Origin of the sequence: Myroides sp. 1354, assembly GCF_030324495.1 — a bacterium.
Classification (GTDB): domain Bacteria; phylum Bacteroidota; class Bacteroidia; order Flavobacteriales; family Flavobacteriaceae; genus Flavobacterium.
In genome coordinates, this window is record NZ_JACAGN010000004.1 from 94,458 (window position 1) to 115,381 (window position 20,924).

A 20,924-nucleotide genomic window follows, 5' to 3' on the forward strand; every position below is an offset into this window, starting at 1 on the left:
ATTATTTTTAAGTTTAGAGTAAAAATAACTTTCAAAAAACTATTTTTTTAGAGTGAAAACCCCCTAGTTTCAAAGGGAAAAGCCTTTTTATTTACCTTCTCTTTTTCTCTCGTAATTCTCTTATCGTTTCCTCTTAATTTTTTCAGTAGGATGGATTAGGTTATTTATTTGAAGAAATCAAAAGAAAATAACGAGTAGTTTCAATCCAAAATATTATCCTTCTTGATCTTTACTCTTTTCTTACTTATGGCTTACTATTTGCTTAGGATTGATAAGTGGATCATCAAAAAATAGATCTACATGTTCAAGGTTCACTAATCTTCACCTTAGATTCAAATGAAAAGAGGGAATCCTTCCGGTTCCCTTGAACCAACGTAATTCCAATGATACAGCATGAAACACAAGATTACCCTCGTGGAAAATGACACCCTAATTCTCGAATTAATCACTGATTATTTGAATGCTTCAGAACATTTTGAGGTAAACTATTCCTTTGAGAATGGTGCAAGTTTCTATGCCTCTTTTTCTGCTGTTTGTAAGAATACAGATTTAATTATTATGGATTTTCAATTGGGAGATACGACAGCCGAACAAGTACTTGCTTTAATTCAATTGGAGCAAATTGCTATTCCTGTACTTGTTTTAACTTCTAATTACAACCAATCCTTGGTGGGGTATATGATTAAATTGGGTGTTGCTTGTTATTTGCCCAAGCACATTAAACTAACTGATTTTATTCGCATTGTCAAAGAAGTGTTGAGCAAAGGTCATTATATCAGTAAAGAACAATTTCCATATTTGAAAGATTCTATTTATGATAGCTCCAGTGAGTTAACCATCAAAAAATACAATATTTCAAAAAGGGAATTGGATATTATCTATTTACTTGCCCAACAATGTACTGCTAAAGAAATAGGGGAACGTCTGTTTATAGCTCCTAAAACAGTAGAGAATTACAAGAATATACTTTTTGTAAAAACGGGAACTAAGAATATTGTAGGGTTGGTACTATGGGCGATTCAACAAAGAATTCTTTTTCTTGATTTATAGCAATAGGTAAAATTAAAAGCAGCTTAAATAGGTTGTTAAAAATCAATTTTCAAGAAATTAATCTGTTGTTTATTCGTTCAAAAATAATGAAATGATTATCTTGCTAGTTCTACTTTCTATCCTATAAATAAACTTAAAAAACCATGCTATTTAAGCTTTTCTTTCTCTTCACTAAAATTGGTATTTTTACAATTGGTGGAGGATATGCTGTAATTCCTTTGATAGAAAAAGAAATTATCAGTCGATCTTGGTTAACCTATAATGAATTTTATGAACTTCTAGCTATAACAGAATCTCTACCTGGTGTTTTTGCAACGAATATAGCTGCCTTAGTTGGATTTAAGATCGGAGGGATAAAGGGAGGAATTTTAGCAGCACTTGGTACTATAATAGCCCCTTTTGTTATCGTTCTTTTAGTAGCGGTTTTCTTTAATCGCTTTCAAGATAATGTTTATGTTGCTAAGGCTTTTAAGGGATTACGTCCTGTTGTGGTTGCATTAATCGCCGCACCTTGTTATACGGCTATCCAAATCAATAAAATGACTATAAAGAGCTTGCTTTTACCTCTTATCGCCTTGCTATTGATGTGGGGAGCAAATGTATCTCCAATTTGGATTATTCTTGGCGGATGTTTAGGAGGAATTTTATACCATAGTTGGCGCAATAAATCAATACATAAAGCATGATTTTTTATCAATTATTTTGGGTGTTTATTAAAATAGGGACTTTTGGCTTTGGCGGAGGATATGCCATGCTTTCTCTTATTCAAGAAGAAGTAGTTGAAAAGCACCATTGGATTTCTAAAGGTGAGTTTACAAATTTGGTTGCCGTTTCTCAAATGACACCTGGACCTATTGGAATTAATACTGCAACTTATGTTGGGTATGCTGCACTAATTAATAATGGTTATCCTGTTTACATCGCTTTATTGGGATCTGCGCTAACAACAATTGCTCTTTGTTTACCTGCTTTTATTATGATTGGGTTTATTTCCTATTTTTATTTTAAGTTTAGAACTAATAAATTTTTTTCTTATGCGATTGCAGGAATTAAACCGCTTGGAATATCTTTAATTGCCTTAGCAGCACTGTCTTTAACCAATAAAGAAAACTTCCCAGACTATTATAGCCCCTTTTTATTTTTAGCAGCATTAGTCTGTTCGATTCGCTTTAAAATACATCCTATTCTTATTTTATTTGGAGCTGCAGTTGTAGGCCTTGTATTATATTAATACATACTGAAAAGAGCGTTGTTTCGAGTTCTTGCCTTTTTTAAATTGGATGAATAATGTAAAATAGGGAACATAACTTTTCTGTTGTTATTTTGTGCGGTATAAACCTAGGACAGTAGTCTAATTCATTAGTTCTTACACATTTTGCAGTTTGTACTTATAATTAGTTCTTTTTCTTTTTCTTTTTCTTTTGATAGAAAGCAGATTAAATAGCGTATCTTGAGTAAGCGTAAAATTAAGGTAATATGAAAAGGATTTCCGTTTTTCAAAACCATAAACAACCCGATGTATTAATCGAAGAGGGGTATTTTACTATTTTATTCATCGAAAAAGGGTTTCTCAAATTTTGGTTGGAAACTTGTGAGATTACAGCAAATCAAGGAGATCTCATTATCAATACACCTAGCGCTGTACAAAAGCTTTCCTATATTAGTGAAGATTGCCAAGTAATAGGATTAAAATACTCCTTAGACTATCTCAAAGAAATCAAAACGCTAAATAACTTTCATAAAACATTTGCTTCTTTTGAGTATCAATACCTTCCCATATGGAACTTAACGAAAGAAGAGCAGGATATCCTGACAGGTTTATTTCGAAAGTTAAAGCAAAGAGCAGAAAAACAAAGAGCTCATTTGTTTGCCCATCAATTGTTTAATTTGACTTTTACGGAATTGATTTTAGAGTTGATTGACATGGGTAGCAAACAAGATAAAACGGTGTTTCAGAATTATAATCGGGCCGAGTATCTGGCTTTGCAATTTTTGATTTTAGCACGAGATGCTTATAAAGAACAAACCAAATTGGAGTATTATGCTACTCAATTGGCAGTATCTATTAAATACCTTTCCGAGACTTTAAAAAGCATCACAGGAAAAACAGCGAAAGAGATTCTGATTGAATTGCGCATGGGGCAAGCCAAATTACTCTTGTCTACCAGTGATTTAGATATTACAGAAATTGCCTATGAGTTGTCTTATGATTCGGTTTCTTCTTTTTCTAGATCTTTCAAGCAAATTGAAGGAATTTCACCAAAAGAATATAGAGATTCTTATTTATAGGTGTTTTTGACAACGATAGTCGTGATTATCCTATTTTATTAAGTGAAGTTCATGCATACCTTTAGTATATAAGTTTAAAGCTCAGGTAGTTTGTAGCTCAAGAGCTTTACTAAAAATGAAATTATGTATAGAAAGGATAAGAATTTAACTGTAGAAACTATTTTTCAACCCGTTCAATTGGGGCCAATCACTTTGCGAAATCCCATTATTAAAGCTGCTACAAGTGAAGGGCGAAGCCCAGAAGGTAAAGTTACACAGGCTCTAATTGACTTTCATCGCGGATTTATAGTAGGGGGAATTGGCATGACAACTTTGGCTTATTGTGCTATTTCAAAAGAGGGATTTGCTGCACCTGGAGAAATTTTAATGATAAAAGAAAATATCCAAGGATTGCGAAAATTTACAGAGGCAATGCATGAAGCAGGAGGGAAGGCCTCAGCACAATTGGGTCATGCTGGACCTGTGGCTACAAAGAAAATTACAGGTGTGCGTCCTGTTGCTCCTTCGCGTTTTTTTAATTTAACAAGTATGCAATTGTGTAGTGCTATTACGCAAAGTGAAATGAAACAAATCAAAATCCAATTTGCCGATGCTGCAGAAGTAGCTGTAAAATCAGGCTTTGATGCTATCGAACTTCACTTTGGTCACTTGTATTTAGTTTCCTCCTTTTTTAGTCCTTGGTTAAATAAGAGAACCGATGAATATGGAGGATCAATTGAAAATAGAACTCGCTTTGCTAAAGAAATTTTATTAGCAGTAAAGGAACGCGTGCAGAATCAGTTGGCCATTATCGTAAAACTCTCGATGGACGACGGTATTAAGGGGTCAATCTGGCTAGAAGAATCTACCGAAACAGCTAGAATTCTTGATGAAACGGGTGTAGTTGATGCTTTTGAGTTAACTATGGGATCCTCTGTATCGAATCAAATGTACTTATTTAGAGGAGAAACAGATATTGACGGAATGGCAGCTACACAAAAGGGAATGATGAAGTTAGGGGTAAAATGGTTTGGAAAACGCATTTTAGGAGAATATCCATATCGCGATTTATATATGCTTGAATCTGCTCGTCAATTTCAAACCACAGTTAAAAACGCAAAATTAATTTTACTCGGTGGAATTAATACTTTTGAACATATTGTAACCGCTGTAGAGGAAGGGTTCCCTATGGTTGCAATAGGAAGAGCTCTCTTACGTGAACCTGATATGATTCAAAAAATGAAAGATAATCCAACTAAATCAGGGTTGTGTATTCATTGTAACAAGTGTATGTTCTCAGTGTACTCAACAACCAACTGTATATTTATGAAGAATTATGCCACTACAACTCAAGTGGCATTTGTTTAACTTTTCTTATCATAACTCGAATCGGGCGACACTTTTTATAGGGTCGTCCGATTCACTTTTATATCTAAGATCTCCTATACTCACTCATAGAAATTCCCATTTCTCTTCTAAAATATCGCCCCATATAAGAAGGGTCATCAAAATGAAGTTCGGTAGCAATTTGTCCTATACTTTTCTTTGTCGTTCGAAGTAGCGTTTTTAATTCTAAAATAACTTGACGATTGATTAAGTCTTTGGGATGATCATTGAGATATAGCTTTGAAATTTGAGCAAGATAAAAAGGGGTAATATGTAATTTATCTGCATAAAAAGCTACCTCTCTATGCGTTTTCGCATGATGTCCAATGAGGTCCCAAAATTTCCAACATAATTCCTCTTTTCTACTAAATTTTCTTTGTTTATAAGCCCCTTGTTCACTCATGTAATCTGCCATGCGAAAAAATAAATTCTGGAAGTGATTTTTGACTATTTGTCTTTGATAAACGGTGCTATGGGATAAGATATACAGCATTTGGTTATCCCAATATTGGAGTTGTTTTTTGTCTACTTTATTCAGCTTATGTAACGGATAATCATGGATAAACCCAAATAATTGAGGAGGTAAATCATAAGCAATCTCACTTGCTAACGTTCGATCAATAGCATAACATTGCGCTTTAAAATCCAGGGATTTATATTGAATTAAAGCAATTGTGTCGCTAGACAGTACTGCAATTGTATCCTTAGTAAAGTGATATTCTTTAAAATTAAGTATAAAAGTAGCTTCTCCTTCTAATCCAAGTAAAAGTACAAGATAAGACAATTTTAGAGGGTATCCCAATTGATTTTCTGCTGTTGTTTGACCAAAGCTCATTCCAATAGTTGTCGTTTGAAATGCGGATATCTTCATATTTTGTTTTGATTATGACGTAAATATACTTTATATTTTATTGTACTACATTTTTTTGTTGTCAAAAGTACTTAAACTACTTAAGTTATGCCATACTTAGAATGGTTGGCATCTTCTACTTTTGTTCTAGTAATTAATAAAGATAAAAAAATGAAATTTACAACAGATCGTTTAATTCTCAGAGCTTGGGAATTATCAGATGCAGAAGATTTATTTCGATATGCTAAAGACGAAAATATAGGTCCGGTAGCAGGTTGGCCGGCACATACGAGCGTAGAAGAAAGTAAAAGTATTATTGAATCTGTATTTTCTAGGCCAGAAATTTATGCGGTGGCTATTAAAGAAAACAATCGAGCGATTGGTTGTATTGGCTTATTAATAGGAGAAGATAGTAATTTTCCAATTAGCAATAAAGAAGGAGAAGTAGCTTATTGGCTAGGTGTACCTTTTTGGGGGCAGGGATTAATACCTGAAGCACTTGAAGTTATTATTCAACATAGTTTTGAAACGCTTGAGTTAGAAACACTTTGGTGCGGGTTCTTTGAAGGAAATGAAAAATCCAAGAAGGCACAAGAAAAATGTGGATTTCAACACTCTCATATTGTTGAAAATCAATACAATCAATTCATGAATGATTATAGAGTAGAGTACATCAGTCGTTTGAATAGGAGTGACTGGAAATCAAGGGGATAATCAAGAAGGAAACTTATATAGAATTCGAATATGATATGAGTTTCCTTTTCATTTTCTCTGTTTTATACTAATTATTAAACTAAACAAATACTTCAAGATGATATTTCCATCGAACTACGAAGAAAAATGTGGTTTTACGGCCATTCGCATACTGCTTAAAGAGTTGTGTTTAGGCTCTTTGGGCATAGAAAAAATAAATGAAATAAAAATACAAACTGATTTTAAATCTCTTAGCTATCAATTAGAGCAGGTAAAAGAATGTCAAGTATTGTTGACAAAAGAACATCGTTTTCCTTGGACACCCTATACTGATACACGTTTGATTATCCAGCAAATAACTGAAGATTTGACGAGTTGGCTTACTGTCGAGGAACTATTAGCCATATTGCAAACCCTCAGAGAAGGAAAACAGTTCTATCAATTGGCAACACAAGACGACAACGAAGGTTATCTATATCCCAAAATTGCACATCTTGCTACTCATTATGAACCCTTAGATCAATTGACCGAAGAAATAACTCAGTTGATGGATCATCAAGGGCAAATTCGCGATAGTGCATCGAAGGAATTGGCTTCTATACGCAAAGAAAAAACACAGCTGAAGCAAGCGATTCAAAGAACGTTTGATTCACTGTGGCGCAAAGCACAAGCAGCAGGATTAATTGATGCAGAAACACCTACAAGTGAGCGAGATGGACGCATGTTAATTCCTATTGCAGCTTCTTTTAAGCGTCGAATGAAAGGGGTCATTCACGACGAATCACGTTCGGGAAGAACAGTTTTTATTGAGCCTGAAGAACTCGTCAGTGAAAATACCCGCCTTTTTGTTTTAGAACAAGAAGAAAGAAGAGAAATAGTTCGTCTTTTGCTTCTGGTAACAAATAGTATTCGACAAAGTGAAATCCGTTTGTATCAATTATATACGTTTATTGGAACATTTGATTTTATTCGTGCTAAAGCTTTAATGGCATTAAAAATTGGAGGTATATTACCTGTTGTGGTTAACAAGCCTACAATTCACTGGAATGATGCTTATCATCCAATATTAGCTTTGCGTTTAAAAGAAGAAGGACAAGTCCTAACTCCACTAAAAATAAAATTAGAAGAAGATAATCGCATTTTAGTTGTTTCAGGTGCTAATTCAGGGGGCAAATCAGTGACTTTGAAAACAGTAGCCTTGTTGCAGTATATGCTACAATGTGGCTTATTGATTCCCGTGCATCCAACCTCTACAATTGGAATTTTTGAGCATTTGTTTCTGGATATTGGAGATGGACAAAGTATGGAAAATAATCTGAGTACCTATACTTCACATCTAAGTACCATGCAATTTTTTTTAAAGCATGCGAATGCTCGAACCCTTATTCTCATTGACGAATTTGGAGGAGGAACTGAACCCGAATTAGGAGGTGCTATTGCAGAAAGTATTTTAGAACAATTAAATAAACAAGCTTGTTATGGGTTGATCACCACGCATTTTTATAATCTTAAAGATTTCGCACAACGAACAAAGGGGGTGCAAAATGGAGCAATGCTATATGATTTTATGTCCATGAAACCTTTATATCATTTGTCTCAAGGACATCCAGGTAGTTCTTACGCTTTAGATGTAGCACGTAGAATTGGATTGGCAGAAGAAATTCTACATAATGCCTCTCAAAAAATTGATGGGAATTATTTAAGAATAGAAAAAGAATTACAAGAAGTTGTAGCCTTGAAAGTAGCCGCTCTTCAACAAGAAGAAAACAAAGAAGAAATAGAAAATTCTTCCTTACAAAAGGAATCTCCTTTTGGGGACAGTCAGTATATAAAACCAAAAGAGAAGGAAGAAAGAAAAGTGCAAATAGGAGATATTGTTGTACTTAAGCAAAATAAGAAGGAAGGAGTTCTAATAGACATTAAGGGAAAAAAAGCAAAAGTATTAATCGAAAATATGAAATTTACGCTTAATTTAGAGGAATTAGTATTTATTGAGAAATTAGATGATAATTAGACCAGAAAGAGAAGGAGATTTTACAGCTATTCACGAAGTCGTTCGACTTGCTTTTGAAACGGAAGAAATGAGTGATCACCAGGAGCATATTTTAGTTGAGCGTTTACGTCAAACGGAAGATTTTATAACTGAATTATCTTTAGTTTGCGAAATGGATCAGCGTATTGTTGGATATATTTTATTTTCTAGTATTAAGATTGTTGGCCATCAAAAAGAAACGCAATCGTTAGCTTTGGCTCCTGTAGCGGTTTTACCCGCATATCAGCATCGTGGTATAGGATCAAAACTGATTGAAATAGGTCATAAACAAGCCTTACAATTGGGATTCACCTCTGTTGTGGTTTTAGGACATGCCAATTACTATCCTAAGTTTGGCTATCAGAAGGCGAGTAACTTTGGTATTCACTTACCTTTTGATGTGCCTGATGAAAATTGCATGGTTGTTGAACTTGAAGAGCATGCGCTACAACATTGTAGTGGAGTTGTTCACTATCCAGAGGCTTTTACAATCTAATAAAAGAAAGTGCCTTGGGCCCTTTTTAGTTTACCTTCCTAATTAAATAAAGATGCTATTAGAGAAATTGTTGCTTGAATTCAGAGTTCCGCTTGAAACATTTACAACGAAAGAATTTGAGCTATTTGATACTTTTTTTGAAAAAAAACAAATTAAAAAAAATGCATTTTTAGTTCGCGAGGGGGAAGTAGAAACACATAGTTACTTTATTTACAATGGAATAATGCGTTGTTGGGTGTTGGATCAGAAAGGAGTAGAGCAAACCTTCTGGTTTTGTAGACCTGGAACGTTCTCCATGTCAAATATCTCGTTTACCCTCAACCAAAGTTCTACTTTTTATGTACAAGCTTTAGTTGATTGTGAGGTTTACTGCATTGATAAAGAGAAGATTATTAAATTGTATCAAACTATTCCTACTTTAAAAGCTGTTTTCGAGAATCTAACTGCTATTTTACTCAATCGATTATTAGAGCGACAAGTACAGATGATTAAATACACACCTGAGCAATATTATTTAGAATTAGTGGCATCGTATGGGGTATTACTTAATTATATTCCCCTCAAAGATATCGCCTCTTATTTGGGTATTACTCCTCAGGCCTTAAGTCGAATACGCAAACGCATTTTTTAACTTAAGTTCAGTGTTTTTGTTTTAAAAGACCTGAATTTTGTAGCCTAAATAAGTAATGATGATACGACAAATTAATACAAGGGACTACCCACGCTTGTTGGAGATTTGGGAAAGTGCTGTTTTGGCAACCCACAATTTTTTAAAAGAAGAGGATTTTACCTATTATAAAGAAAATCTACCAAACTATTTTTCTTTTGTGTCTCTATGGGGATATGAAAAAGAAGGTCGTTTGGTTGGTTTTATAGGATTAGCTGAAAATAGTTTAGAAATGTTATTTATTGATGCAACTATTCGAGGGAAGGGAATTGGAAAAAAATTAACTGAATTTGCTATTCAAGAACAAGGAGTAACCCAAGTAGAAGTCAATGAGCAAAATGATCAAGCTGTTGGCTTTTATCAACACATAGGGTTCAAAATTGTCAATAGAAATGAACTAGATTCACAAGGTAAATCTTATCCGATTCTACAAATGTCCTTATAAAAATTCTAATTCAGGTAGAATAAATCTAAACCATTTATTCTACCTTTATAATCCCTCAAGGCCCTCGATCCAATACCCGCGGGTATACACCTTACTCGTTGTTTTATCTTTAATTACTTTTCTAAAGATTTGTATGGATTTGGCATTACCTGTTAAGAGAAAGACAGCATCTTTCCATTTTATTGATTCGATTGGTTCAAGTGTTCCAATCGTTTTTTCATTTCTAAACATTTTGTTTTTGGAAAAAACCAAGGTATGTTCAAATCCCAGTTGTGCTGGAATTAATTGATTTTCTTCATCGAGTTCAAAAAGAAAGAGAAATTCGGCGTTCATCTGTTTCCATTTTTGTAATAGAGAAATTCCCAATCCAAGGGAAGTTTCATCACCAAAGAAAATAAACTTGGCGGTTGGTACATCTAAATAGTTGCTGTTTGCACGTAGACTATTCATACTTATTTTATCCCCTATAGTCAATTGATTCATATACGTTTGCCCACTACCTTTATACTTGTGCCTATATACGATAAATTCTAGACACCCTTTTACTTTATCTAAAGTAGAAACGGTATATTTTCTTGTTTGTATATAATTGAGTTTAAAACTGACATAAGAACCACTTTCAAATGGAAGCTTTTGAAATTGACCTTTTAACCTAATTTTCTTAAGCGAAGGAGAGAGAACCTCAATATCGACTACTTCTGCTTGAGGAACTTTAAGGGGGGCAATATCCAGAAAATCTAGGATTTTTCTAACGGTATTTGATAACATTTATTTTTTTTACAAACATAGTCTAGAATAAGAAGATATGAAGAGGAGTAAAAGCTGTAGTGAATGGACAAAACACAGTTTTTTTTAAGCAAAAAAAATAATATTTTCGATTATATTTTGTTTTTATTAACATAAATCAATTTTAACTAAATTTCACCTCATTCGGTTAAAGTATTTTCTTCGATTATTTAGATAAATTTCTGAATCAATTCCATTATAATTACTATATTGGTGCTTATTTGAAAATAGTTGAAAAATAAGAAGAAACACCTAGCGTTATTTTTACTAAAAAAACCTTATTTTGTTTTGATAAAATTAACAGTTTCAAATAAAATCAAGCATAATTTATATGCACAGTATACCAACTAAACGAAGTAACCAAATAAACGATTATGAATAAAAAACTACTTTTAAAGTTCTTTTTGATCTTCATGCTTTTATCGGCTCAACTAACGAAAGGACAGAATTATACTCCTTTGGTTGTTACCTCCGGTTTCAATGAAGATGTTATTGCAGAGGATAGACCTGCGTCTACCCATACGACAGCCGCTGTTGATGCAACAAGCTCTGGTGCTAATAATGCTTTTATGAGTATTAATTACCCTAGTGCAACCGTAGGTCTTCCTGCGAATGGATTAATTACTACCATTGCAACAGCAACGCCAGGACTAACGTTCCAATTGGCTGCGTATAATCAAAATAATAGTTTAAAGATTAATGCGAATAATGGTACAGGTACTTTAGCGGTTCAAACAACGAGTAACTTAAGTAAGTTATATATTTTAGCTACTTCTGGGAGTTCGCCGTCAACTTTTACTGGAACCATTACGTTTACAGACGCAACAACGCAAACATTTGCTTCTCAGTCTGTTCCAGATTGGTACGACCAAGGCACGCCAGCAATTGCGATTCGTGGAATTGGAAGGGTACCGCGTACAGGTACTGAAAATCCGGACAATAACACGACTAATCCCAAATTGTTTCAAGTTGTTATTGCTATTGATTTAGCCAATCAAAATAAGGTAATTCAGAAAGTTGATTTTACAAAAACGAGTTCAACGAGTGGATTCTTAAATATTTTTGCTTTATCTGGAGAAATAACACCAACCTGTTTACCTCCTAATGGATTGGGAATTCAAAACTTGACTGCCACAAGTGTGGACCTTATTTGGACTAGTGGAGGAGTGAACAATTTTGATATTAAATGGGGAACTAGAGGATTTAACGTTGCTTCGGCAGGAACTTTAGTCACTGGTTTTACCAATGGAGGAACACTATCTAATTTAACAGCAGATACAAATTACGATTACTATGTACGTCGTGATTGTGGAGCTACTGATGGAGTAAGTGCATGGGCAGGGCCTTTCCAATTTAGAACGGGTTATTGTATCCCTACTGGATCTTCTAATAATTCAGATGAAATTAGAAATTTCACCTTGGGTAGTTTAAATAATAGTTCTACAGCTTCAGATGGAGTAAATGGATATAAGGATTATTCTGGCACAGTGGCACCTGCACAGCTGCAAGCAGGAGTAGCGTATATAGCTTCTTTGACGAGTGGACCAGGATCTGGTACACATGGTGCGGCTATTTGGATTGATTACAACAATAATCTTGCATTTGATGCAAATGAAAAAATAGCTGTCATTGGAAATACAATTGGAGCAAGTGCTACCGTCAATTTTCCAAGTTATACAATTCCAGAAACAATGGCTCCAGGCATCTATCGCTTGAGAGTTCAGTATCATCACAATAAAACAGGGGCAGATTTAGATCCTTGTGCGGCATCGAGTCAATATTCAGAAATTGAAGATTATGCTGTGCAAATTCTTCCGCCACCCCCTTGTGCATTACCTAGTTTATTAACTGCAACTAATTTGACGTTTCAAAGTGCAGATTTAGCTTGGAATAGCTTGGGAACAACCTTTGATATCAAATGGGGGCCAAGAGGCTTTGCTGTTGAAACGGCAGGAACTTTAGTCACTGGTTTTGCCAATGGAAGTACACTATCTAACTTAACAGCAGATACGAATTACGATTATTATGTACGTCGTGATTGTGGTACAGATGGGGTAACTGCATGGGTAGGGCCTTACCCTTTTAGAACGGGCTATTGTATTCCTACAGGTTCGTCAAATAACGCAGATGAAATCAGAAACTTTACGTTGAGTAATTTGAGCAATAGTTCAGATCCAAGTGAAGGTGTAGCTGGTTATAAAGATTATTCTGCAACAGTTGCTCCTGCACAGTTAGAAGTAGGAGGATCATATATGGCATTCTTAACCAGTGGTACAGGAAGTGGGAATCACGGTGCTGCTATCTGGATTGATTACAATAATGATTTAGTATTTGATGCAAACGAAAAAGTTGCGGTAATAGGAAATACTATTACTGCAAATGCTACAGTTAATTTTCCTGAATTTACAGTACCTACTACAGTACAACCAGGTATTTATCGATTAAGAGTACAATATCAACACAACAAAGCTGGAGCAGATTTAGATTCATGTACTGCTTCATCTGCAAATGCTGAGATTGAAGATTACGCGGTTCAAATCTTACCTGCAGGTACTTGTGCAAGACCTTCCGCTTTAGGTGTTTCGAATGAAACGGCTACAAGTGCAAATCTTCATTGGACAAGTTCGGGTACAACTTTTGACATCAAATGGGGACCTAGAGGATTTGATGTATTAACAGCGGGTACTTTAGTTACAGGATTTGCTAATCAAGGTACATTATCTGGATTAACACCTGGGACCTATTATGCTTATTATGTACGTCAAAATTGTGGTGGAACTAATGGAGTAAGTTCATGGGTAGGTCCATTTATATTTAATACGACCTTATATTGTATACCTACTGGATCTTCTAATAATTCGGATGAAATTAGAAATTTTACTTTAGGTAATTTAAATAATAGTTCTACAGCTTCAGATGGTGTAGCTGGTTATAAAGATTATTCGGCTATTGTTGCACCAGCACAATTGCAAGCAGGAGCTTCTCATGTGGCCTCTTTGACTAGTGGTCCTGGAACTGGAAATCATGGAGCGGCTATTTGGATTGACTATAATCAGAATGGTATATTTGATGCGAACGAAAAGGTAGCTGTTATTGGTAATACAATTACCCCAAATGCAACAGTTAGTTTTCCAAGTTTTATTATACCTGAAACAGTAGTTCCCGGTCTTTATCGCCTGAGAGTTCAATACCATACAGGTAAAAATGGAGAGGATTTAAATCCATGTACGGCAACATCAATTTATTCTGAAACAGAAGATTATGCCGTTCAAATTTTACCACCGCCTGCTTGTCCTTTACCAAGTGAATTGCAAGCAGATAATATGACATTTGTAAGCGCAGATTTATCTTGGACAAGTTCAGGAACAAGCTTTGATATCAAATGGGGAGCTAGAGGTTTTGCTGTTGAAACAGCGGGAACGTTAGTAAGTGGATTTGCCAATGGTGGAACTTTAACTGGATTAACTGGAGATACGAATTACGATTATTACGTTCGCCGCAATTGTGGTACAGATGGTGTAACCGCATGGGTGGGGCCTTATGCTTTTAGAACAGGCTATTGTATTCCTGCAGGCTCAGCAAATAACGCAGATGAGATTAGAAACTTTACGTTGAGTAATTTGTATAATAATTCAGAACCAAATGAAGGTGTGGCGGGATATAAAGATTATTCTGCAACGGTTGCTCCTGCACAATTAGAAGCTGGAGGATCTTATACAGCTTCTTTAACCAGTGGTACAGGGAGTGGAAATCACGGTGCAGCAATCTGGATTGATTACAATAATAATTTAGTATTCGATGCAAATGAAAAAGTTGCGGTAATCGGGAATACCATTACTGCAAATGCAACTGTTAATTTCCCTGAATTTACAGTACCAGCTACGGTACAACCCGGAATTTATCGATTGAGAGTTCAATATCAACACAATAAAGCTGGAGCAGATTTAGATCCATGTACTGCTGCATCTGTAAATGCTGAGATTGAAGATTATGCCGTTCAAATTTTACCTGTAGGTACTTGTGAAAGACCTTCTGCTTTAGGTGTTTCAAATGAGACGGCTACAAGTGCAGATCTTCATTGGACTAGCTCAGGTACAGCTTTTGATATCAAATGGGGACCTAGAGGATTTGATGTATTAACAGCAGGTACTTTGGTTACAGGATTTGCTAATCAAGGTACACTTTCAGGATTAGCCATTGATACACCTTATGATTACTTTGTACGTCAAGATTGTGGTGGAACTAATGGAGTAAGTTCATGGGTAGGTCCTTTTAGATTTAACACATTAGCTTATTGTGTTCCAACGGGTTCTTCTAATAATTCGGATGAAATTCGCAATTTTAAACTTGGAAATTTAAATAATAACTCTGCGGCTTCTGAGGGGACAAGTGGATATATGAACTATGCTAATACAGTAGCTCCTGCACAATTACAAGCGGGTAGTTCTTATATAGCTTCTTTAACGAGTGGATCAGGAAGTGGTACGCATGGAGCTGCGATTTGGATTGACTTCAATCAAAATGTGGTATTTGATGCAAATGAAAAAGTAGCTGTAATTGCCAATACAATTAGTGCGAGCTCTACGGTGAACTTCCCAGAATTTACTGTACCTGTTACTACTACACCAGGTATTTATCGTTTACGTGTGCAATACCATCATGCGAAAAATGGAGCTGATTTGAACCCATGTTCAACAACGTCTAGTTATTCGGAAACAGAAGATTATGCAGTTGAGATTTTACCACCGCCTTCTTGTTATTTCCCATCCAATTTTGAAGTAACACAAATAGGTAAAACAACAGCTAGATTAACCTGGGGATTACCTCTAGTTGGTCATACAACGAATGTACAATACAAAGTAGAATTGCGCACATCTGGTTTACCTGGAGAAGCTACTGGTTTAGTTAATACTTTTACAACGACTGATTTGTTTTTACTATTAACCGGTTTAAATACTGAAACAGAATACACTGTTTATGTGCAGACTGTATGTTCTCCTACAGAACACAGTGATTGGAGTTCACCAAAAGTATTCAAAACCTTGTGTAATTATCCTGATTATGAATTTGTAACAAATGAGGAAGACCTAACTTTTTGTGGCTCTCGTGATGTTACTTTGGAAGTAGCTACAGAAGGAATTGTCAATTGGTATAATTCAAGTAGTGCGACTACTCCTATACATGTAGGTAATAGTTATACAACGAATGTTGCTGCAAGTACTTCTCTTTGGTATGAAGTAACTTCTATTGGAACATCAGATATTAGTACAGGACCATTAAATGCGGCAGCTGTAGGTACATCTCAAGATGCTTGGACGACTAGTACTTGGGATGTAAACTTCACAATTTTAGAAGCTACAACTTTGAAGACCATTGATATTTATCCCTATACAAACGGAGCTACGGGTAGTATGGTATTCAAACAAACGGGAACAACAGGTTCTGCAACAGTTGGAACAATCAATTATACCACAGTAGGAACAGGAGGAACGGTTAAACAAGAAGTTCCGATTAATCTTCAATTAGCCCCAGGGACTTATAAAATATCAAATAGTTTACCGTCAGGTGGAATTCGAAGAAATACAAGTAGAGCATCTTATCCTTATACTTCAAGAGTTGCTTCTATTACAGGTAATAGCTATGACTCAGCGTATTATATGGGCTATTACAACTGGGTTTTTGCAACAGGTTGTAAATCAGTAAGAGAGGAAGTTTTGGTTACGGTTATACCGAATCAAGTAATTACCAATGCTACAGTACATGTAGATGCCACAGAAGGTGCTACTTTAAATATTGTTTCAGATGCTTCAGCTTTTACTATAGAATATGGACTAACTGGCTTTGAAAGAGGACAAGGTCATACAGTAACAGATGTTGAAAATCCGTATGTATTTAGCAGTTTACGCGCCCATACCACTTATGATGTTTATATTCAAGCACAACCTTGTGGGACTTGGTATGGTCCTGTAACATTTATTACGTTAGAAGCAACAGATAGACAGGTAATTACAGCTGATGATCTTGTTAAAACTTACGGTGATACTGCCTTTACACATGGAGAATCAGACAGTGGACTACCTTTGTCTTATACCATTGAAAATCCACAAGTAGCGGCATTTGAAAATGGGCAATTCGTTATTAAGGCAGCAGGAACAACTCGAATTACTGCCAAACAAGAGGGGGATTTTCAATATCTACCTGCTGAAAATGTAACCTTTACGCTAACGGTTAATAAAGCCATGTTAACAGTTACTGCAGATCATGATCAGCATAAAGAATATGGAGATGAAGACCCAACACTTACGTATACTGTTGAAGGATTTAAATATGATGATGACGCAAGTATAGTAGTGAATGGAATTAGCAGAGAATCTGGAGAAGGTCTTGGAATCTATCCAATTGAACGAGCGAATTTATATGCAGGTCCTAATTACAACATCACCTTTATTGGAGCCACTTTTGAAATTACAACAGCAACCTTATATGTGTCTGCCAATGCCTTGACAAAAGTCTATGGAGATGCAGATCCAATATTAACCTATACACTAAGAGGAGTAAAATTTAATGATACACCAGTTGTAGGAGGTCAGTTGGCACGTGTTACAGGAGAAAATGTAGGAGTTTATACTGTAAATCAAGGAAGCTTGCATCTATTAAATGTAAACTATACTTTAGTTTATGAACAAAATGATTTCAGCATTACGCCTGCAATTTTAACGATTCAACCAACGGTGGGAATGTCAAAAATATATGGAGCCATCGATCCAGTATTTACCTTTACTGCTACAGGTTTTAAATTTAATGATACGACTGAAACCACAGTGCGTGGAACGATATCGAGAACTATTGGTGAAAATGTTGGTTTATATTCATATGAACAAGGCAGTCTAAATACGGTATCAGGTAATTATACCTTCCTCGTACTTAATGATAGTAAGTTTGAAATTAAACCTGCCTCCATTACCGTTCGCGTAAATCAAAATCAAAGTAAAACATTTGGTCAAACTGATCCATTATTAACCTATACAGTAGAAGGTTTACGACGCGGTGAACAACCGTTGCAAGTTATGTCTGGACGTTTAACCCGTCAACCAGGAGAGGCAATTGGATTGTACCGCATTCAACTGGGAACTTTAACTTCAAGAACAAATTATGTGATTGATACATTTGTATCTGCTGATTTTGAAATTGTTAGCGGTGCTATTACAGGATTGTCTTTACCATCGCGTACTTTCATCTATGATGGAACAGTGAAATCACTTACAGTACAAGGGAATGTACCAGCTGATGCAGTGATTACATATACAAACAATGAGAAAATAGCTGTAGGACAATATCAGGTAACTGCTCATGTTGATTTTGGTGTAAACTATGAGCCTATCAATTTACAAGGAATTTTAACTATTGAGAAAGGAGATCAAATCATTGATTTTGAAGCGCCAGCTCAAGTGATGTTAGAAGAGTTGCCTACGTTACAATTAACAGCAACAGCTAGTTCGTCATTAGCCGTTTCGTATAGTATTGATTTTGTAGAGGATCGTGAAGTAGCAACTGTTAGTGAATCTGGATTTGTAAACTTCTTGCGTACAGGTTTTGTAACGATTACGGCCCGTCAAGCTGGAAATGAGAATTACAATGCCGCGGTGCCGGTATCTCGTACCATTGAAGTGGTAAGTAAAAATGTAGATATCCTCGATTTAATTGTAGATGGGGTATCCTATGGTAGAGTTGAAAAAGAGGTATATGTAGTGATTGGTTGCGAATCGAAACAGAACAGTGTTGCTATTGAAGTTAAAACGATGGAAGGAACGATTGTTTCCCCAGGAAAACACTTTGTTTTAGCTCTTCCAGAATACGGAAGATATGAGCAAATCATCAAAGTTGAATCTGTATATGGTACAACTGAAACTTACAAAGTCATTGTAGACAAGCGTATTCCGGCAGATAAAATTGTTTATCAAAAATACAATAATGTACTCTTGGCAAATAATAATAAACAAACCAATGGAGGATATATTTTTACTTCATATGAATGGTTTAAAAACGGAGAAGCGATAGCTACAGGACAAGCTTATTCTGCAGGGAATAATGTTGGAGATGCCTTAGAGGTTGGGGCAACTTATCACGTTGAACTTACTTTACATGACGGTAAGAAAATCACGAGTTGTCCAATTTACATTAAAGAACCAACGAAAAATGAGTTAAGTGTTTATCCAAATCCAGTGAAGAAGAATCAAATACTGAATGTTCGACTAGATCAAGATCAACAACAATCAACAACGTATGTGATTTATGATGTAAAAGGACAGCTGATCCAAAGTGGAGAATTTCACGGTGAAAGCGCAGGTATAAACCTCCCTACGACAGTAGCTTCAGGTTCTTATTTCTTAGTATTGAAAACATTGAATGGAGAACAAAGCGTTCAGTTTATCGTTAAAGAATAATCTATTTACTTTCCACAGAGTAAGGTTCTTATTTAGAACCTTACTCCTTTGGAAGTAGGTCTTAAAAACTGTAAAAATGAAAAAATATAATCGCCTTATTATTCTAGGACTTCTCCTCGGAGGTTCTTATCAAGCAACGGCCCAATACAGTCCGTATTATTATTCCAAACATGAAGTAGGCGTAAGTGTGAAAGCAGGAGTAATGAAAGGCTATGGAGATCTTCCCAATCAATTTTCAAGTGATTTGAAATTTAATACTGCAATGGGTTTGCAATATGATTATTTCTTACATAGAAAATGGAGTGTAGGTATAGGGGCTCAGTATGCAATGCAAACCGTGGATTACAATGCCTCAAACTTACAAGGGAAATATGAACAGATGGATATAGAAAATGAGAAATTCATTTTTAGTTTTGAAGGTAAAAGTTATAAAGAAGAATGGAAAGTCAATCAACTTACTATTCCTTTAACTATTCAATATATTGGAGAAGGGGAAACAGCATTGTATGCCCGTACAGGAGTACAATTATCTTTGGTCATGAGCAGTAAATCAACCCTTTCTTGGAACCAATTAAAAACAGAAGGATATTTTCCTCAGTATAATTTAGTTTTAGAAGGACCTACATTTGCTGGTTTTGGTTCTTACGATCAAGTGGAGTATAAACCTGATTTAGATTTAAAAGATCGCTGGGCATGGATTGCCGAAGTGGGGGTTAGACACAACTTAAAAGAAAACCAGCAGTTGTATGTAGGGGCTTATTTCGATTTGGGATTAAATAATCAAAAGCCCTCAGTGAGTCAGACAAAAGAACAACTAATTGGCTATACGACCAATCCTCTAGAACCATTAGAATACAATAGTATTCAACAAAGTTCTAAAGCCGTTTTTAAAAATTATAGTGTAGGCATCCAACTTCGCTACGGTTTGGGACTTTAATTAGCATGTAGAGTATATAAAAAAAGGTAAAAATAGAATAACAATTCTGCTTTACCTTTTAAACTCACTCTCAATTTTATAGAAACCAGAATTGTATTTAGCTAAAAAACAGTCTTGTTTTATTTAAAAATTAATATAAATTAGTATAAAATTATTTAGATATGAAAAAAACACTACTAATAGCGGCTTTTGTTGCATTGGGAATTGGAACAATTAGTTGTTCTAGTGATGATTCTAATTCTCACAATTATAAAAAAGACATTCAAGGAGAGTGGGTCGAAGTAGAAACGCTTTATTTAAATGAAGATAGAAAAGTGATTGCAAGAGAAGAAGCTACAGATAATGATGGATGTGGTTTTGATGAAGTTGAGTTTAACAATACTACATTCTTTAGTCGATCACCTTTTAAGTTGTCAGAAGAGGCTAATTGTCAAGTAGATATTGAAGAAAGTACGTATACCTTATCAGAGCGCACTATTACATTTACTATTGTTGATGGGGAAGAAATTGAATTTAAAAAAAGTACGATTATTAACGTTGATGATTCAACATTAACCATTGAATACAACGCAGGGCCAGATGATTTTGTTGAGGGAGTAACTTATGTACAAACCAAACATAAGAAGAAGGGAAGTACAGTTAATTAATATAAGAGTTTGACTCTTATAAGTTCAGATAAAAATGTATTGAAAATCACATCAATACTTTAGCAAAAAAGAGGGTATGATATCCTCTTTTTATTTTATATAAAAAAAAGAGTAACTCAAAAGGTTACTCTTTTTTATGTTTTAGAAAATAATCCTTGTTTATTTTAAGTATAGAAAACAGAACTTTTTGTTTTTTATTTAAATCAATAAAATGGCATTGTTT

General features: G+C 35.1%; 15 protein-coding genes. 13 read left to right on the top strand and 2 right to left on the bottom strand.

Translation table 11 applies throughout. The features are described from left to right. Positions 1–393 precede the first annotated feature (393 nt). From HX004_RS06090 to HX004_RS06110, 5 genes are all read left to right on the top strand, one after another. Entirely contained in the window at positions 394–1,050 is a 657-nt protein-coding gene (locus HX004_RS06090) for a response regulator transcription factor (RefSeq protein ID WP_286441457.1), read from the top strand. 143 nt (positions 1,051–1,193) lie between these two features. Continuing rightward, complete coding sequence (locus HX004_RS06095) at positions 1,194–1,736, top strand: chromate transporter (protein ID WP_286441458.1); 543 nt, start codon at positions 1,194–1,196, stop codon at positions 1,734–1,736. Further along, positions 1,733–2,281 (top strand): chromate transporter, encoded by a 549-nt coding sequence (locus HX004_RS06100; protein WP_286441459.1) that lies wholly within the window; start codon positions 1,733–1,735, stop codon positions 2,279–2,281. The genes HX004_RS06095 and HX004_RS06100 overlap by 4 nt, the downstream gene beginning before the upstream one ends. 245 nt (positions 2,282–2,526) lie before the next feature. Next, complete coding sequence (locus HX004_RS06105) at positions 2,527–3,339, top strand: helix-turn-helix domain-containing protein (protein ID WP_286441460.1); 813 nt, start codon at positions 2,527–2,529, stop codon at positions 3,337–3,339. A 123-nt stretch (positions 3,340–3,462) separates the two neighbouring features. Continuing rightward, entirely contained in the window at positions 3,463–4,686 is a 1,224-nt protein-coding gene (locus tag HX004_RS06110; protein ID WP_286441461.1) for an NADH:flavin oxidoreductase, read from the top strand. Positions 4,687–4,750: 64 nt separating this feature from the next. Here the strand turns inward: HX004_RS06110 and HX004_RS06115 are convergent, their stop codons facing one another. Then, entirely contained in the window at positions 4,751–5,575 is an 825-nt protein-coding gene (locus HX004_RS06115) for a helix-turn-helix domain-containing protein (RefSeq protein WP_286441462.1), read from the bottom strand. A gap of 87 nt (positions 5,576–5,662) precedes the next feature. Here HX004_RS06115 and HX004_RS06120 point away from each other — a divergent pair, with 87 nt between their 5' ends. The 5 genes from HX004_RS06120 (at position 5,663) to HX004_RS06140 (ending at position 9,887) form a co-directional block, all read left to right on the top strand. Next, a complete protein-coding gene (locus HX004_RS06120; RefSeq protein WP_286441463.1) occupies positions 5,663–6,268 on the top strand; it encodes a GNAT family N-acetyltransferase in 606 nt (201 codons plus the stop codon). Positions 6,269–6,365: 97 nt separating this feature from the next. After that, positions 6,366–8,261, top strand: coding sequence for an endonuclease MutS2 (locus HX004_RS06125; RefSeq protein WP_286441464.1), 1,896 nt, complete (start codon positions 6,366–6,368; stop codon positions 8,259–8,261). Further along, positions 8,251–8,775 (top strand): GNAT family N-acetyltransferase, encoded by a 525-nt coding sequence (locus tag HX004_RS06130; protein ID WP_286441465.1) that lies wholly within the window; start codon positions 8,251–8,253, stop codon positions 8,773–8,775. The genes HX004_RS06125 and HX004_RS06130 overlap by 11 nt, the downstream gene beginning before the upstream one ends. A gap of 52 nt (positions 8,776–8,827) precedes the next feature. Next, positions 8,828–9,406 (top strand): Crp/Fnr family transcriptional regulator, encoded by a 579-nt coding sequence (locus HX004_RS06135; RefSeq protein WP_286441466.1) that lies wholly within the window; start codon positions 8,828–8,830, stop codon positions 9,404–9,406. A 58-nt stretch (positions 9,407–9,464) separates the two neighbouring features. Further along, positions 9,465–9,887, top strand: a complete 423-nt coding sequence (locus HX004_RS06140; RefSeq protein ID WP_286441467.1) for a GNAT family N-acetyltransferase — start codon at positions 9,465–9,467, stop codon at positions 9,885–9,887. A gap of 45 nt (positions 9,888–9,932) precedes the next feature. On the opposite strand, the gene HX004_RS06145 is transcribed toward HX004_RS06140, so the two are convergent. Beyond that, positions 9,933–10,655: an FAD-binding oxidoreductase gene (locus tag HX004_RS06145; RefSeq protein ID WP_286441468.1), complete on the bottom strand. Its 723-nt coding sequence runs from the start codon at positions 10,653–10,655 to the stop codon at positions 9,933–9,935. Positions 10,656–11,047: 392 nt separating this feature from the next. Here HX004_RS06145 and HX004_RS06150 point away from each other — a divergent pair, with 392 nt between their 5' ends. The 3 genes from HX004_RS06150 to HX004_RS06160 all read left to right on the top strand — a co-directional run bounded on the left by HX004_RS06150 (position 11,048) and on the right by HX004_RS06160 (position 20,701). After that, a complete protein-coding gene (locus tag HX004_RS06150; protein WP_286441469.1) occupies positions 11,048–19,117 on the top strand; it encodes a GEVED domain-containing protein in 8,070 nt (2,689 codons plus the stop codon). A gap of 76 nt (positions 19,118–19,193) precedes the next feature. Then, positions 19,194–20,054, top strand: coding sequence for an outer membrane beta-barrel protein (locus HX004_RS06155; RefSeq protein WP_286441470.1), 861 nt, complete (start codon positions 19,194–19,196; stop codon positions 20,052–20,054). Positions 20,055–20,215: 161 nt separating this feature from the next. After that, the gene (locus HX004_RS06160) at positions 20,216–20,701 is read left to right on the top strand and encodes a lipocalin family protein (RefSeq protein ID WP_286441471.1); all 486 of its coding nucleotides are present in this window, start codon (positions 20,216–20,218) and stop codon (positions 20,699–20,701) included. Positions 20,702–20,924 lie beyond the last annotated feature (223 nt).